Origin of the sequence: Stenotrophomonas sp. PvP093 (assembly GCF_017876915.1) — a bacterium.
GTDB lineage: Bacteria > Pseudomonadota > Gammaproteobacteria > Xanthomonadales > Xanthomonadaceae > Stenotrophomonas > Stenotrophomonas muris.
The window spans coordinates 2,679,024-2,692,832 of sequence record NZ_JAGIOX010000004.1 but is presented as its reverse complement, the minus strand read 5'-3'; the positions used below and the strand labels follow the sequence as shown (position 1 = coordinate 2,692,832).

Genomic DNA, 13,809 nt, shown 5'->3' with positions numbered 1-13,809 from the left:
CCATGCCTACAAAACGGGATGGGGCGACGCTCCCCCCATCAGGCCATAGGTCTAGTTCAGTATTTGTTTATGACTGGACGCTGAGTGGAAGCCTGGACACGCCTAATCCTGGTTCAGGCCGAGCCCCACCTTCGCTGGGGTGGATCTTTGACGATAGAGGGCACTTGTTCGAATCGGGCCGGGGGCGCTATTGCATGCACCGCGCGTGATGCCCCTTCGCGCAGGCTACAGAGCAACTCCAGGCCTCGCAGCACCTCCGCCACGTGCGCCTGCTCTTCGCCTCGCAACCCAAGCAGCGGCCGCGGCAGGCAGTCGTAACTGCACAGGCCCATCAGTGCCGCCGCGCATGCCATGACACGGACGCCGCCGAAGCGGTTGTACAGCGCCCAGAGCGGCGCCGGAGGATCCCGAGGGCAGAAGGAAAAGAGGGGTTGTCAGGTGTGGCGGCGGTGGACGATCGGCATTGCTTATTGCCCTGGGACAAAATTCAAGCGCTGCCGTGCAACGTGATTCGGCCACCGGGATCGCACACCATGGCGGCCATCCTTCCTTGCGGGCACGCCATGAGTGAGTACCTTCGCCCCGTGCAGCCTCCGCACTTCGCCGCCATCGGCGCGTGGCTGGATTCGGCCAGCGCAACCCGGCGCTGGGCCGGTCCCGGCGTGGCGTATCCGCTCGTGCCGGACGCATTCGCGCAGGCACTGCAACTGCAGCAGCGCCCGGGCTGGGTGCTGCTGGATGCGCATGGCCACTGCCTTGGTTTCGGCCAGTACTGGCCAACGACCTCCGGCACGCTGCACCTGGGCCGCATCATCGTTTCGCCGCGGGCACGCGGACGTGGACTGGGACGTGTACTGATGCAGGCGCTGATGGCGCAGGCGTTGCAGTCGCCCGGGGCGGAGCGGCTGACCCTGCGTGTCTATCGTGACAACGTCGCGGCGGTGACCCTGTACCGCGACCTGGGCTTTCAGCCGATGGAAGACGCTTCGACGCCGGAACTGCTGTTCATGCAGCACCGTGCCGGCTGAGTCGTAATCACTCAGGCAACAAGGCATCCTGCTGCGCGCGCCATTGCTCGCGGGTGATGCGGCTGATGTGTTCGGTGCGGTAGTCGCCGAGGAAGCTGTTGAACTTGTTCACTTCGGTATGGTGATGCTGGAAACCGCATTTGCTCTGTACGCTCAGGGACTGCAGGTTGTCGGCGAAGTAGCCGCACCACAGTGCGTCCAGGCGCAGGCCGAGGAAGGCGTGCCGCATCACTTCGCGCACTGCTTCGGGTACCAGGCCGCGCCCCCAGTACGGCACGCCGATCCAGTAGGCGATCTCGCCTTCGCGTTCGCCCATCTCGAAGTTGCTGTCGGCACCGATCAGGATGCCGACGCAGCCGATGGCGCGGCCATCTTCGCGGCTCTGCAGGGCATAGACCTCCGGCCGGTTGAACACGGTGCGGATGATCTCGGTACTTTCCTCGACGCTGGTGTGGGCTGGCCATCCGGCGATGGGCCCGACGCGCAGGTCGCGGGCGTATTCGTACAGGTCGGCGGCGTCGGTGTCGCGCCAGGGGCGCAGGATCAGGCGTTCGGTGTACAGGGACATGGTCATTCAAGGGCAGGGAGAGAGCGCACAGGCTAGGCCGCGTCGGGCGGAGGGCACAGGGCGGGACCTTGATGGTTTCGGTATTTTTCACAACTCCCCGGCGTTGCCCGGTATGCTGTGCCGCGGAATGCAGCCGGATCGGCCAATGGACCGCATACCCCAGCTTCTGGATCAGGACGAATCGATGCGCCTGGAGGTCAGTACGCTGGCCGAGGGGCAGGGGGTTCCGCTGTCGTTCGGGCGCGCGTATCTGGCGGTACTGGTGTGCGTGTCCGGGCGTGCGCGCTTCGCACTGAACTTCCGTGAGGTGGCGGTGCAGCGGCACGACGTGCTGGTGCTGGCCGAGGACACGCTGGCGCTGCTGCGGAAGCGATCGCGTGGCTTCCTGGCGGTGGTCTGCCTGATGCCGAAGGCGCTGGCGTCGGAGGTGGCCTACGTACTGCCCAACGCGCTGTTCAAGTTCCTGCATGAGCATCCCCATTGCGTGCCGTCGCCGCTGGAGGTGCCGCTCCTGCAGGGCTGGCTGCAGCAGCTGATGGACGCACAGCATACTGGGGGCCGCTATCGGCACGTGATGCTGCGCAATCTACTGCAGACCTTTTTCCTGAAATTCGCCACGCTGTTGCCGGCACAGAAGGGGGCCGCAGCGCCGGTCAGCCGGCGCGAGCGCCTGGCCTGGAATTTCTGGGAACTGGTCGGCCAGCGCAGTACCCGCCAGCGCGACGTGCGGTCTTATGCCGATGCGTTGTGCATCACGCCGTTCTATCTTTCACAGCTGACCCGCGAGTGCTTCGGTGAAACACCCAAGGCGTTGATCGACCGCCAGGTGGTGCTGGAGATCAAGGCGCTGCTGAGCTACAGCGAGCTGCCGATCGGGCGCATCGCCGAGCGATTGTGCTTCGAGGATGCGTCCTACCTGTGCCGCTACTTCCGGCGGCACACCGGGCAGTCGCTGACCGGCTACCGCCGTGCGGGGCAGGGCGGCGCTAGTGGGATGCGAACAGCGGTGCCGGCACTTCGGACAGCAGATCCTCGGTAACCCCGCCGAGCATGCGTTCGACCACGCAGTCGCGGCGGTAGGGCCCCGGCACCCGTAGATCGGCTTCGCCAGGCCTGGCGAAAGGTCAATCCTGCTTCAACAGCTCGACCAGCTGGCGCAGGCGATAGGGCTTGGGCAGGAACTCCACCTGCTCCGGCAGCGGCGGCAGCTGCGAGCGCGCATAGCCGGAGGACAGGATCATGCGTGCCTGCGGCTGTTCGCGGGCGACGTGCTCGCTCAGTTCGATGCCGGACATGCCGTTGGGCATGCTGACATCGCTGAACACCACGTCAAAACGCGCCTCGCCCTTGAGCAGCTCCGCCGCCTCGTGGCCATCGGCGGTGGTGGCGACCTCGATGCCAAAATCGCGCAGGGCCAGGCCGATCATCTCGCGCAGATCGTTCTGGTCCTCCACCATCAGTACGCGGATCGGTTCATCGGTCATGGGTTGCTTCCTCTGATGCGGGTAACAGCAGGCTTACCGTCGTGCCGACACCGGGCGTGGTGGACACATCGACGAAGCCGCCGCTCTGGGTAGTGAATCCGAACACCTGGCTCAGGCCCAGGCCGCTGCCCTTGCCGATGTCCTTGGTGGTGAAGAAGGGCTCGCTGGCGCGCTCGGCGATGTCGGCCGCCATGCCATGGCCTTCGTCACAGACGCTGAGGGTGACATAGCCGCGTTGCAGCGTAGTGTCCGCATCCGGGTCGAGCCGATGTTCCAGCGCGGTGCCGATCAGGATGCGCCCGCCATCGATGGTGGCCTCCACGGCATTTGCCACCAGGTTGGCCAGGGCAGCCTGCAGCTGCATCGCGTCGGTGCACACCTGCGGCAGGCCCGGCGTGAGGCAGGCGTCCAGCGTCACCGTGGGTGGGCAGGCGCGCTGCAGGCCCGGCAGCCATTGCTGTACCAGCGTGTTGATGTCCAGCGGTTCGCGGATCAGGGTCTGGCCCGTGCTGAAGGCCAGCAGCTGGCGGGTCAGCAGGGCGCCGCGGTCGGTGGCCGCCTGCGCAGCGTCCAGCAGCTCGGCGGCGCGTGCATCGTCACCGCGGACGCGTAGCGACAGCAGGTCCAGTGCGTTGCCGATGGTGGTCAGCAGGTTGTTGAACTCGTGCGACAGGCCGCGGCTGAGCCGGCCGACCGTCTCGAATTGCTGGGTGTTGCGCAGCGCACGCTGGGCATCGCGCAGCAGTCGCTGTGCCTGCCATTGCTCGGTGATGTCGCGGGTGATCTTGACGAAGCCAAGCAGTTCGCCCGCTTCAACGACCGGCTCGATGACCACGCTGGCGCGGAACGACGAGCCGTCGCGGCGTACCCGCCAGCCCTCGCTGGCAACATGGCCCTGCTGCGCCGCGAGGCGGAGCAGGCGCTGCGGTTCGCCGGCCTCGCGCTCGGTGGCCAGGTAGAATCGACCGAAGTGCGTACCCACCACTTCATCGGCTGAATAGCCCTTGATGCGCTCGGCGCCCGGGTTCCAGCTGCAGACGATGCCTTCAGGATCAAGCAGGTACAGCGCATGGTCGCGCACGCTGTCGATCAGCAATCGCAGTTGTCGGGAAGGGTCCGTCAGCACGGACGTCGTAGAGGCGGCTGCGTCCACGTGTAGATAAGTGTTACCCCTGTGAGGGACGTGAAGCTAGGCATTCAAGTGTGAAGGATGCGTGCACACCTGACACGTGCCATTTGTCCTGTGCGGCTGAATGCGACACGGAGTACCATCTTCCACCCTTTGCCTTCTGGAACCGACCTGCATGCGTCCTGGTGCGACTACGCGTGACCGCTGGATCTGGATGACCTCTGCCGTATTGCTGGCGGCGACCATCGCGCTGGAACTGGTGGTACCGCTGGGATACGCGGTCTGGCTGGCCTATTTCCTGGCCGTGGGCGTCACGGTGTTCCAGCGCAGTGCGCGCGCGCCGTTCGTGGTCGCGATGATCGCCTGTGTCCTGCTGGTGATCGGCTTCAACGTGGCGCCCGCCAGCAACAACTCGTCGTTCTCGTTCGTCAACCGCACCATCGGTGGCTGCGCCTTCCTGATGATCGCGCTGATCGTCTCGCGCGCCATCCAGGCCCGCCGCCAGGCCATGCGCGCGCTCTGGCTGCAGGAGGCCGAGAACGCGGTGGCGTCGAGCCTGCGCGGCGACCTGGGGCCGGAGCAGATCGCCGAGGCGGCTGCGACGAGCCTGGCCGGGCAGCTGGACGCGGAGGTCGGTGCGGTCTATCGGCTGGAAGGCGGACGGCTGCAGCTGACCGGTGGCATGGCGCTGCCTTCGGGCGCGCCGGCCTCGCTGGCCCTGCACGAAGGGCTGGCCGGGCAGGTCGCTCGTGATGAACGGATCCGCCACCTGCATGGCGACGATGCCGCCGTGCTTGAACTGCAGACCAGCCTGGGCCGGCTGCCGGTGCGCGAGCGCATCCTGGCGCCGCTCAGCAGCGACGGTGCCGTGGTCGGCATCATCGAACTGGGCCGCGCCCGGGTCGGTGAACAGCGTGATCTGGATCGCGAGCTGCTGGAGCGCTGTGCCGAGACCATCGGCTTGGCGCTGCGCGCATCGCTGTTGCGTGCGCAACTGGTGGTGCTGCTGGAAGAGTCGCAGCGCCAGGGCGAGGAGCTGCAGGCCCAGCAGGAAGAGCTGCGCGTGGCCAACGAGGAACTGGAAGAGCAGAGCCGCAGCCTGCTGCAGTCGCAGAGCCACCTGGAAGAACAGCAGGCCGAGCTGGAACAGAGCAACGTGCAGCTGGAAGAGCGCACCCACGAGCTGGAGGCGCAGAAGCAGGCGCTGCTGGTCGCGCAGAGCCAGCTGGTGCGCAACAGCAACGAACTGGCCGCGACATCGCGCTACAAGTCCGAGTTCCTGGCCAACATGTCGCACGAACTGCGCACGCCGCTGAACAGCTCGCTGATCCTGGCCAAGCTGCTGGCCGACAACAAGGACGGCACGCTCACCGAAGAACAGGTGAAGTACGCCCGTGCGATCCTCTCGTCCAACAACGATCTGTTGGCACTGATCAACGACATCCTCGACCTGTCGCGCATCGAGGCCGGCCATGTCGAACTGTCCGATGAAGTGGTGGTGGTCGACAGCGCGCTGCAGCGCCTGCGCGAGACCTTCGAGCCGATGGCGCGGCAGAAGGGCCTGGCCCTGCAGATCGAAGCCGATGCGCTGGCACCGAGCCAGCTGGTGGTCGACAGCCAGCGGCTGCAGCAGATCCTGAAGAACCTGCTGGCCAACGCGGTGAAGTTCACCGAGCACGGAAAGGTCAGCCTGCACGTGCGTGCGGCCGGCAATGGCCGCATCCGGTTCGAGGTCTGCGACACCGGCATCGGCATCGCCCGCGAGCAGCTGGACGTCATCTTTGAAGCCTTCCGCCAGGCCGACGGCAGCACCCGCCGTCGCTACGGCGGTACCGGCCTGGGCCTGTCGATCTCGCGCGATCTGGCCGAGCGCATGGGCGGCCGCATCCAGGTCGATAGCGAGCCCGGGCGCGGCAGCTGCTTCATCCTGGAGCTGCCATTGCAGGGCGCCCCCGCGGCGAGCGCAGCCGAGGCTGCCGAGGCCCCTGTGGGAGTGCCGGCGCCGGCACGGACACCGGCCGTGCTGCCGCCCGCGCCGGTGCGCGCTGCCACTGCGGCGGCGCCGGCCACTGCGTCGGCCGGCGTGGCCGACGACCGCGGCCGCCGCGAGCGCGCCGGGCGCCTGATCCTGGCGGTCGAGGACGATGCCACGTTCGCCGAAGCACTGGTGGCCCTGGCCCATGAACTGGACTTCGACTGCGTGGTGGCGGGTACGGCGGAAGAAGCGCTGACACTTGCCAGTGAGCTGCGTCCGAACGGCATCCTGCTTGATATCGGCCTGCCGGACGTGTCGGGCCTGAGCGTGCTGGAGCGCCTGAAGCGCAACCCCGAAACCCGGCACATCCCGGTGCATGTGGTCTCGGCAACGGACCGCAGCCAGGTGGCGCGCGAGCTGGGCGCGATCGGCTTCGCGATCAAGCCGACCACGCGCGAGCGGCTGGTGACGGCCATCGAGCAGCTGGAACAGACCAGCCAGCGCGACGTGCGGCGCCTGCTGATCGTCGAGGACGACAGCGAACTGCGCAGCAACCTGGAACTGCTGCTGGGCCGCGACCAGCTGCAGATCGTCGCGGTGGGCACCCTGGCCGGCGCACTGGAACAGCTCAGCACGGTCACGTTCGACTGCATGGTGATGGACCTGTCGCTGCCCGACGGCAGCGGCTACGACCTGCTTGAACACATGGCCGGCAACGATGAGGTCGGTTTCCCGCCGGTGATCGTCTATACCGGCCGCGCGCTCAGCCGCGAGGAAGAGCAGCGCCTGCGTCGCTATTCCAAGAGCATCATCATCAAGGGTGCGCGTTCGCCGGAACGCCTGCTGGATGAAGTGACCCTGTTCCTGCACAGCGTCGAGGCCAGCCTGCCGACCGACCAGCAGCGCCTGCTGCGCGAAGCGCGCCGTCGCGACACCGTGCTCGATGGCCGTACCGTTCTGCTGGCCGAAGACGATGTCCGCAACATCTTCGCGCTGTCCAGCGTGCTCGAACCGCTCGGCGTCACGCTGGAGATCGCGCGCAATGGCCAGGAAGCGGTGGATCGCCTCGCCGAGCGCGAGGTCGATCTGGTGCTGATGGACATCATGATGCCGGAGAAGGATGGGCTGGCCGCGATGCGCGAGATCCGCGCGCAGCGCCACCTGCAGGACCTGCCGATCATCGCGCTGACCGCCAAGGCCATGCCGGACGACCGTGAGCGATGCCTGCAGGCCGGTGCCAACGATTACATCGCCAAGCCCATCGATGTCGACAAGCTGGTCTCGCTGTGCCGTGTCTGGTGCTCGCGGCAATGAACGAGCAGGCGCTGTTCGACCTGGAACTGAAGGTGCTGCTGGAAGCGCTGTACCAGCGCTACCACTACGACTTCCGCAGCTACGCGGTATCGTCGCTGCGGCGGCGCATCCGCCAGGCCATGCAGCGCTACGAGTGCGAGCGGCTGGCCGACCTGCAGCACCGCCTGCTGCACGAGCCGGACCTGTTCGCGCAGGCGATGCAGTTCTTCACCGTGCAGGTCTCGGAGATGTTCCGTGACCCGGCCTATTTCCGTGAGCTGCGCGAGCAGGTGGTGCCGGTGCTGCGCACCTATCCCTCGGTGAAGCTGTGGGTGGCTGGCTGCAGTACGGGCGAGGAAGTGTGGTCACTGGCGATCCTGCTGCACGAGGAAGACCTGCTCGAGCGCAGCATCGTTTACGCCACCGACATCAATCCGGCAGCGCTGGCCACCGCCGAAGCCGGCGCCTATGGCATCGACCGCATGGCCCAGTTCAGCCGCAACTACCTGGCGGCCGGCGGCACCGCTTCGCTCTCCGACTACTACGCCACGGCCTACGATGGCGCGGTGTTCAACCGCCAGCTGCGCCGCAACGTGGTGTTCGCCGACCACAGCCTGGCCACCGACACCGTGTTCTCCGAAGTGCACCTGGTGTCGTGCCGCAACGTGCTGATCTATTTCAACCGCGACCTGCAGGATCGCGCGGTGGGCCTGTTCCGTGATGCGCTGGTGCATCGCGGCTTCCTTGGCCTGGGCAGCAAGGAGTCGCTGCAGTTCGGGCGCCACCACGGTGCGTTCGAGGTCTGCTCGCGCGAGCATCGCCTGTACCGGAAAGTCGCCTGATGAGCCTGCCGATACGACCGGCCGTGCTGGTGATCGGGGCCTCTGCGGGTGGGGTCGCAGCGCTGCAGACGGTGCTTGGCGCGCTGCCTGCGGCACTGCCGGCGCCGGTGCTGGCAGTGCTGCACCTGCCACGCGATCGCAGCAGCCGCATCGCCGAAGTGCTGGCGCCGTACTGCGCGCTGCCGGTGCGCGAGGCCGAAGACAAGCAGCCGCTGCAGCCTGGCACGGTGACCTTTGCGCCACCGGACTATCACCTGCTGGTGGAAGACGCCGGTTCGCTGGCGCTGTCGGTGGACGCCCCGGTGCTGTTTTCTCGCCCGGCCATCGAGCCGCTGTTCGAGTCGGCGGCCGCGGTGTTCGGCGCGCAGGTGCTGGCCTTGCTGCTGACCGGTGCCAGCAGTGATGGCAGCGAAGGCGTGGCCGCCGTGCGCGCCGCTGGTGGCCGCGCCTGGCTGCAATGTCCCGAGGAGGCCGAGGCATCGATGATGCCGGCCTCCGCCCTGCAGCACGCTGGCGCCGATGCCGTGCTGCCCCTTGAACTGATGTGCCGTCGCCTGAAGGAGTTGTTTGCATGAACCTGTTGCCACCGGACCCTGCGCAGTCGCAGACCCCGGTCAACCTGCTGATCGTCGATGACGTGCCGCAGAACCTGGTAGCCATGCAGGCGCTGCTGCAGCGCGAGGGCGTGAACCTGTTGCTTGCGGGCTCGGGTGCGCAGGCGCTGGAGCTGCTGCTGGAGCACGAGGTGGCGCTGGCATTGCTGGATGTGCACATGCCGGAGATCGATGGCTTCACCCTGGCCGAGCTGATGCGCGGTTCGCACCGCAGCCGCGATGTGCCGATCATCTTCCTGACCGCCTCGCCGGATGACCCGGTGCGTGCCTTCAAGGGCTACGAAACCGGTGCGGTCGATTTCCTGCACAAGCCGGTCGCACCGCAGGTGATCCTGAGCAAGGTCAACGTCTTCATCGAGCTCTACCAGCAGCGCCAGCTGCTGAAGGCGCGCAACGAGGCGCTGGAACGTTCGCTCAAGCTCAACGAGACGATGGCGGCCGTGCTCACCCATGACCTGCGCACGCCGCTGTCGGCGATCCTGCTGTGTGCCGACAAGCTGGCGCTGGAGCTTCCAGAGGACAATGCCGGTGCGCAGCAGACCCTGAAGCACCTGGAAGCCAGCACCCTGCGCATGGCGCGGATGGTCGAGCAGCTGCTGGACTTTTCGCGGATCCGCAGCGGCGGCCTGCGCCTGCAGGCAAGTGCCTGCGATCTTGCGGAAGTGACGCGTGCCGTGGTGGCCGAAGCGGGCAGCGCCCACGGCCACGCACGGGTGCATCTCGACATGCAGGGCGATACCCGCCTGCAGGGTGATCTGGATCGGCTTGGCCAGGTCGCCGCGAACCTGGTCGGCAACGCGCTTACCCATGGCAGCGAGGCGAGGGTGGAGGTGGACGGCCGCGATCCGCGCAGCGTGCTGCTGCGGGTAAGCAACGCCGGGCGGATCGACGACGCGCTGCTGCCGCGATTGTTCGAGCCGTTCAAGGCCAGTTTCCACCCCAGCAATGGCCTGGGGCTGGGCCTGTACATCGTTGATCAGTTCGTCCGCGCGCACGGCGGCCACATCGGCGCGCGCAACGAGGCGGGGCAGGTGGTGTTCGAGGCGACGCTGCCACGGCGCTCTGAAAGCCCGGCAACGGCGGCCAGCTGAATCCTTCAGCAAGCGACGCGTGGATCTGAGACGGGCTCGTCCGCAACTGCTACCGTGGCGGCAGATATTGCCAAGGAAGCACCATGCCACTGCGTGCGATCGCCTATGTCAGCCGGGCGCTGCCGGATCTCTCCGCTCGACGGCTGCAGGCGCTGGTCGACGATGCGGCCCGCTTCAACAAGATGGCCGGCGTGACCGGCGTGCTTCTGCACGACGGCGGGCGTTTCCTGCAGTACATCGAAGGGCCGCCGGATGGCATCGGTTCGGTCTACGAACGCATCCTGCAGGCCGGCAGCCATATCGACATCATTGAACTGGCGCGCGGCCGCCTGGGCCAGCGCCAGTTTCCGTACTGGTCGATGCGCGCGCTGCCGGTGGAGGAGGCGCTGTTGCGCCAGCTGTCATCCAGTGACTGGTCGGGCTTTACCCGTACGCTGCAGGGTGATCGCTCCGCGCCGACGCCGGTGGACCTGCTCGACAGCGTTGTGCAGCCAGCACTGCACGCCGGCTGAGCGTCAGCCCGAGGTGCCGCCGCCGCAATAGGCGGCATGCAGCGCCTGCAGCACGCCCAATGCGGGCCCTTCCTGCATGCGGTAGTGGATGGCCTGTGCTTCGCGCCGGGTCGCCACGATGTCCATATCGCGCAGCACAGCCAGGTGCTGCGACAGCGCGGACGCACTCAATCCGGTCAGCGCCTGCAGCTCCGGTACCGGCGCTTCGCCTTCGACCAGGCGGCACAGCACGCGCAAGCGGGCAGGATGGGCCAGGCGCTTGAGCAGGGCAGCGGCCTGCGCGGCGTGCTTGGCCATCGCGGCACTGTCGAGCGGGGTGCTGGGCATGGTTGACCTTTTTGTTTAGACGTGTCTAATTTAGATAAATCTAAATAAAAGGGCAATCCCATGAAGGGCGTGAATGAGGCCAGGGCATGAACCTGCCGTGGACTGCGTTGGCCGGCGGTGGGTTGATCGGCGCCGCCGCAGTGCTGTTGCTCGCCACCCTCGGGCGTGTGGCCGGTATCAGCGGGATCGCCGCAGGCAGTCTGCGCGCAGCGGAAGGCGAGCGCGGATGGCGCTGGGCCTTCCTGTCTGGCCTGCTCGCGGCGGCCGGGCTGGTGCTGTGGTGGCAGTCGCTGCCCGACGCCTCGCCGCGGGTTCAGTTGCGCGATGCCTTGCCTGCCTGGCAGTTGATCGGCGCCGGCCTGCTGGTGGGCTTCGGCACCCGCTTGGGCAGTGGCTGTACCAGCGGTCACGGCGTCTGTGGCATGGCTCGCGGCTCGAAGCGCTCGCTGCTGGCGGTGCTGGTGTTCATGGCCTGCGCGATGCTGACGACGTTCCTCATCCGCCACGGCGGAGGCCCGGCATGAGCCGCGCGACAGGGGCCGCGGCAGCGGCGGGTGCGCTGTTCGGTGCGGGGCTGGCGCTTTCGGGGATGACCGACGCGCGCCGTGTGCTCGGCTTCCTCGACATTGCGGGTGATTTCGATCCCACCCTGGTGTGGGTGCTGGGCTCGGCGCTGCTGGTCAGTGCGGTCGGCCAGCGCTGGGTGCTGCGCCGCGCGCAGCCGTGGTTCGCGCTGCGCTTCCAGCTGCCCAGTGCGCGTGATGTCGATGCGCGCCTGCTGCTGGGTGCCGCACTGTTCGGTATCGGCTGGGGATGGGCTGGCTATTGCCCGGGACCGGCCATCGCCGGGCTGGCAGTCGCATCGCGTGAAGCGCTGTGGTTCGTGCCTGCAATGCTTGCAGGTTTCTGGCTGCACGATCGGGTCGTACGCTGAGGCTTCACCCCTGTGTCACCCTGCGTGCGGTCAGATCCGGGGTTCACGGGGAAAGGAGCACAACGACATGGTACGGATGAAGTGGACGGGCAGGGCAATGCTGGCGGTCGCACTGGCCGCTGCGGTGGCACCGGCGCTGGCCTGCACGCGCGCGGTGTACCTGGGTGACAACGGTGATGTGATCACCGCACGCTCGATGGACTGGAAGGTCGACGTGGCGACCAACCTCTATGTGCTGCCGCGCGGCATCGCGCGCACCGGCCAGGCCGGACCGAAGTCGCTGGCCTGGACAGCGCGCTATGGTTCGGTGGTGGCCACCGGCTACGACGTGTCGACCACCGATGGCATGAACGAGAAGGGCCTGGTGGCCAACCTGCTGTGGCTGGTCGAATCGGAGTATCCGCAGCAGCGCGGCAACAAGCCGGGACTGGCGATTTCGCTGTGGGCGCAGTATGTGCTGGACAATTTCGCGACCGTGGACGAGGCGGTGGCGGCGCTGAAGCGTGAGCCGTACTCGATCGTCACCGACAAGGTGCCGGGCGAGGACCGCCAGGCAACGCTGCATCTGTCGCTGTCCGACGCGAGCGGCGACAGTGCCATCGTCGAGTACATCGGGGGGCGCCAGGTGATCCACCATGACCGGCGCTACCAGGTGATGACCAACTCGCCGATCTTCGAGCAGCAGCTGGCACTCAACAGCTACTGGCAGCAGATCGGTGGCACGGTGATGCTGCCAGGTACCAACCGCTCGTCCGACCGCTTCGCGCGTGCGTCGTTCTACATCAATGCCATTCCCAAGGCCGAGGACCCGGTGGAAGCGCTGGCCAGCGTGTTCAGCGTGATCCGCAATGCGTCGGTGCCGTATGGCATCACCACGCCGGGCGAGCCGAACATCTCATCGACGCGCTGGCGCACGGTGGCCGACCACAAGCGGCGGTTGTACTTCTTCGAATCGGCGCTGACCCCCAACACCTTCTGGATCGATCTGAACAAGGTCGATTTCGGCGGCCAGGTGCTCAAGCTCGACCTTGGCAAGGACCAGCGCAACACGTTCGCCGGCGATGCATTGGGTCACTTCGTACCCAGTGCACCGTTCGCCTTCCTCGGCGTGGACGGCTAGCGCGAGGCCTGGTCCGGCGCGTCCTTCGGATAGACCGCCAGCACGCTGCAGCCCGGGCGGGCGAAGCGCGGCGTGCTGGCGCGCATGTCGCCGGGGATTCCGGACGGCGTCTCCACGATGCGATCGCCCGGATTGCCACAGATCAGGCCGTTCTGGAAACCGGACTGGAATTCCACCGAGGTCGCCCCGGCCAGGATCGAGCAGCTGCCGGCCAGTTCGACGCGGTAGTAGCGATTGCCGCCATTGCGGCGCGGATTGGTCTCCACCACCACGCCTTGCGGATCCTCGTTCCAGCTGCGCACATGGCGGGTGGCGAAGCAGAACGCTGGCGAGGCCTGGAAGGTATGGCGCGGGCTGCTGCCGCCACGGCTGGGCTTGCCTGTGGCGGTCACGTTCACCGGCGGCAGGGTGGCCGCGTACAGGCGGCTGCTCTGGCGAGCGGTGCTGGCGAACTCCCGGTTGTCGATGGGGGTGACACTGCCGACGCCGCAGCGGCGGCCATCCACCATCACCTGTTCACTGGGGCGGCCGCAGGCCCAGCCCGAAGGCGCCTCCAGCCGCAGTGTGCTGGCTTCGTTGACACCCGGGCAGGCTGCGCTGAAGTCGATGCGGAAGGCCTGGCCCCTGCCATCACGGACCGCGATGGCGGTCGGTGTCTCCTGCTCGACCTGGCGTACGTCACGTGCGTCCAGGCAGTGCGGTGCAGGTGCGATGCGCTCGGCGGCCGATGGCGCGGATGGCGCCTGGGCCAGGGCGGCCAGGGGTAAGGCGCTGGCCAGTGCCAGCGGAAGCAATCGGATCATGCTGTTCATCCTGCCATCCCTGCGTCTGTAACTGGCTGGAACATAGCATGGCCGGTGCCGGGGCCGCGTTGCAGGGAAATGCCAGCACG

At 67.1% G+C, this 13,809-nt stretch carries 15 protein-coding genes; 10 read left to right on the top strand and 5 right to left on the bottom strand.

What is annotated here, in order from left to right; translation table 11 throughout:
* The first annotated feature begins 563 nt into the window (after positions 1-563).
* A complete protein-coding gene (locus tag J3A72_RS14895) occupies positions 564-1,028 on the top strand; it encodes a GNAT family N-acetyltransferase (protein ID WP_075076803.1) in 465 nt (154 codons plus the stop codon).
* Between the two features lie 7 nt (positions 1,029-1,035).
* Here the strand turns inward: J3A72_RS14895 and J3A72_RS14890 are convergent, their stop codons facing one another.
* The gene (locus J3A72_RS14890; protein ID WP_140222858.1) at positions 1,036-1,596 is read right to left on the bottom strand and encodes a GNAT family N-acetyltransferase; all 561 of its coding nucleotides are present in this window, start codon (positions 1,594-1,596) and stop codon (positions 1,036-1,038) included.
* 145 nt (positions 1,597-1,741) lie between these two features.
* Here J3A72_RS14890 and J3A72_RS14885 point away from each other — a divergent pair, with 145 nt between their 5' ends.
* Positions 1,742-2,635, top strand: coding sequence for a helix-turn-helix domain-containing protein (locus J3A72_RS14885; protein ID WP_075076804.1), 894 nt, complete (start codon positions 1,742-1,744; stop codon positions 2,633-2,635).
* A gap of 85 nt (positions 2,636-2,720) precedes the next feature.
* Here J3A72_RS14885 and J3A72_RS14880 read toward each other — a convergent pair whose 3' ends face one another.
* Both J3A72_RS14880 and J3A72_RS14875 read right to left on the bottom strand, forming a co-directional pair.
* Positions 2,721-3,080, bottom strand: coding sequence for a response regulator (locus J3A72_RS14880; RefSeq protein ID WP_014646927.1), 360 nt, complete (start codon positions 3,078-3,080; stop codon positions 2,721-2,723).
* The gene (locus J3A72_RS14875; protein WP_032957663.1) at positions 3,070-4,206 is read right to left on the bottom strand and encodes a PAS domain-containing sensor histidine kinase; all 1,137 of its coding nucleotides are present in this window, start codon (positions 4,204-4,206) and stop codon (positions 3,070-3,072) included. Before J3A72_RS14875 ends, J3A72_RS14880 begins: the two co-directional genes overlap by 11 nt.
* Before the next feature lie 178 nt (positions 4,207-4,384).
* On the opposite strand from J3A72_RS14875, the gene J3A72_RS14870 reads away from it, so the two are divergent.
* From J3A72_RS14870 to J3A72_RS14850, 5 genes are all read left to right on the top strand, one after another.
* Positions 4,385-7,498, top strand: coding sequence for a response regulator (locus tag J3A72_RS14870; RefSeq protein ID WP_075076805.1), 3,114 nt, complete (start codon positions 4,385-4,387; stop codon positions 7,496-7,498).
* Complete coding sequence (locus tag J3A72_RS14865; protein ID WP_075076806.1) at positions 7,495-8,319, top strand: CheR family methyltransferase; 825 nt, start codon at positions 7,495-7,497, stop codon at positions 8,317-8,319. Before J3A72_RS14870 ends, J3A72_RS14865 begins: the two co-directional genes overlap by 4 nt.
* Complete coding sequence (locus J3A72_RS14860) at positions 8,319-8,894, top strand: chemotaxis protein CheB (RefSeq protein ID WP_209572046.1); 576 nt, start codon at positions 8,319-8,321, stop codon at positions 8,892-8,894. Before J3A72_RS14865 ends, J3A72_RS14860 begins: the two co-directional genes overlap by 1 nt.
* Complete coding sequence (locus tag J3A72_RS14855) at positions 8,891-10,024, top strand: hybrid sensor histidine kinase/response regulator (protein WP_032957670.1); 1,134 nt, start codon at positions 8,891-8,893, stop codon at positions 10,022-10,024. The genes J3A72_RS14860 and J3A72_RS14855 overlap by 4 nt, the downstream gene beginning before the upstream one ends.
* 83 nt (positions 10,025-10,107) lie before the next feature.
* The gene (locus J3A72_RS14850; RefSeq protein ID WP_075076807.1) at positions 10,108-10,536 is read left to right on the top strand and encodes a BLUF domain-containing protein; all 429 of its coding nucleotides are present in this window, start codon (positions 10,108-10,110) and stop codon (positions 10,534-10,536) included.
* A 3-nt stretch (positions 10,537-10,539) separates the two neighbouring features.
* On the opposite strand, the gene J3A72_RS14845 is transcribed toward J3A72_RS14850, so the two are convergent.
* On the bottom strand, positions 10,540-10,863 hold the full coding sequence (locus J3A72_RS14845) for a metalloregulator ArsR/SmtB family transcription factor (RefSeq protein WP_032957672.1): 324 nt from the start codon (positions 10,861-10,863) through the stop codon (positions 10,540-10,542).
* Between the two features lie 86 nt (positions 10,864-10,949).
* On the opposite strand from J3A72_RS14845, the gene J3A72_RS14840 reads away from it, so the two are divergent.
* The 3 genes from J3A72_RS14840 to J3A72_RS14830 all read left to right on the top strand — a co-directional run bounded on the left by J3A72_RS14840 (position 10,950) and on the right by J3A72_RS14830 (position 12,917).
* Positions 10,950-11,387: a YeeE/YedE thiosulfate transporter family protein gene (locus J3A72_RS14840; RefSeq protein ID WP_075076808.1), complete on the top strand. Its 438-nt coding sequence runs from the start codon at positions 10,950-10,952 to the stop codon at positions 11,385-11,387.
* Positions 11,384-11,797: a DUF6691 family protein gene (locus tag J3A72_RS14835; RefSeq protein WP_075076809.1), complete on the top strand. Its 414-nt coding sequence runs from the start codon at positions 11,384-11,386 to the stop codon at positions 11,795-11,797. The genes J3A72_RS14840 and J3A72_RS14835 overlap by 4 nt, the downstream gene beginning before the upstream one ends.
* A gap of 67 nt (positions 11,798-11,864) precedes the next feature.
* Positions 11,865-12,917: a linear amide C-N hydrolase gene (locus J3A72_RS14830; RefSeq protein WP_014646937.1), complete on the top strand. Its 1,053-nt coding sequence runs from the start codon at positions 11,865-11,867 to the stop codon at positions 12,915-12,917.
* On the opposite strand, the gene J3A72_RS14825 is transcribed toward J3A72_RS14830, so the two are convergent.
* The gene (locus J3A72_RS14825; protein ID WP_075076810.1) at positions 12,914-13,720 is read right to left on the bottom strand and encodes a DUF6491 family protein; all 807 of its coding nucleotides are present in this window, start codon (positions 13,718-13,720) and stop codon (positions 12,914-12,916) included. The genes J3A72_RS14830 and J3A72_RS14825 overlap by 4 nt on opposite strands.
* Between the last annotated feature and the right edge of the window lie 89 nt (positions 13,721-13,809).

Coding starts and splice junctions, on each gene's coding strand:
- J3A72_RS14865 (WP_075076806.1), top strand. CDS start 7,495: ATGAACGAGCAGGCGCTGTTCGACCTGGAACTGAAGGTGCTGCTGGAA.
- J3A72_RS14895 (WP_075076803.1), top strand. CDS start 564: ATGAGTGAGTACCTTCGCCCCGTGCAGCCTCCGCACTTCGCCGCCATC.
- J3A72_RS14850 (WP_075076807.1), top strand. CDS start 10,108: ATGCCACTGCGTGCGATCGCCTATGTCAGCCGGGCGCTGCCGGATCTC.
- J3A72_RS14835 (WP_075076809.1), top strand. CDS start 11,384: ATGAGCCGCGCGACAGGGGCCGCGGCAGCGGCGGGTGCGCTGTTCGGT.
- J3A72_RS14860 (WP_209572046.1), top strand. CDS start 8,319: ATGAGCCTGCCGATACGACCGGCCGTGCTGGTGATCGGGGCCTCTGCG.
- J3A72_RS14880 (WP_014646927.1), bottom strand. CDS start 3,080: ATGACCGATGAACCGATCCGCGTACTGATGGTGGAGGACCAGAACGAT.
- J3A72_RS14840 (WP_075076808.1), top strand. CDS start 10,950: ATGAACCTGCCGTGGACTGCGTTGGCCGGCGGTGGGTTGATCGGCGCC.
- J3A72_RS14845 (WP_032957672.1), bottom strand. CDS start 10,863: ATGCCCAGCACCCCGCTCGACAGTGCCGCGATGGCCAAGCACGCCGCG.
- J3A72_RS14855 (WP_032957670.1), top strand. CDS start 8,891: ATGAACCTGTTGCCACCGGACCCTGCGCAGTCGCAGACCCCGGTCAAC.
- J3A72_RS14885 (WP_075076804.1), top strand. CDS start 1,742: ATGGACCGCATACCCCAGCTTCTGGATCAGGACGAATCGATGCGCCTG.
- J3A72_RS14890 (WP_140222858.1), bottom strand. CDS start 1,596: ATGTCCCTGTACACCGAACGCCTGATCCTGCGCCCCTGGCGCGACACC.
- J3A72_RS14825 (WP_075076810.1), bottom strand. CDS start 13,720: ATGATCCGATTGCTTCCGCTGGCACTGGCCAGCGCCTTACCCCTGGCC.
- J3A72_RS14830 (WP_014646937.1), top strand. CDS start 11,865: ATGGTACGGATGAAGTGGACGGGCAGGGCAATGCTGGCGGTCGCACTG.
- J3A72_RS14870 (WP_075076805.1), top strand. CDS start 4,385: ATGCGTCCTGGTGCGACTACGCGTGACCGCTGGATCTGGATGACCTCT.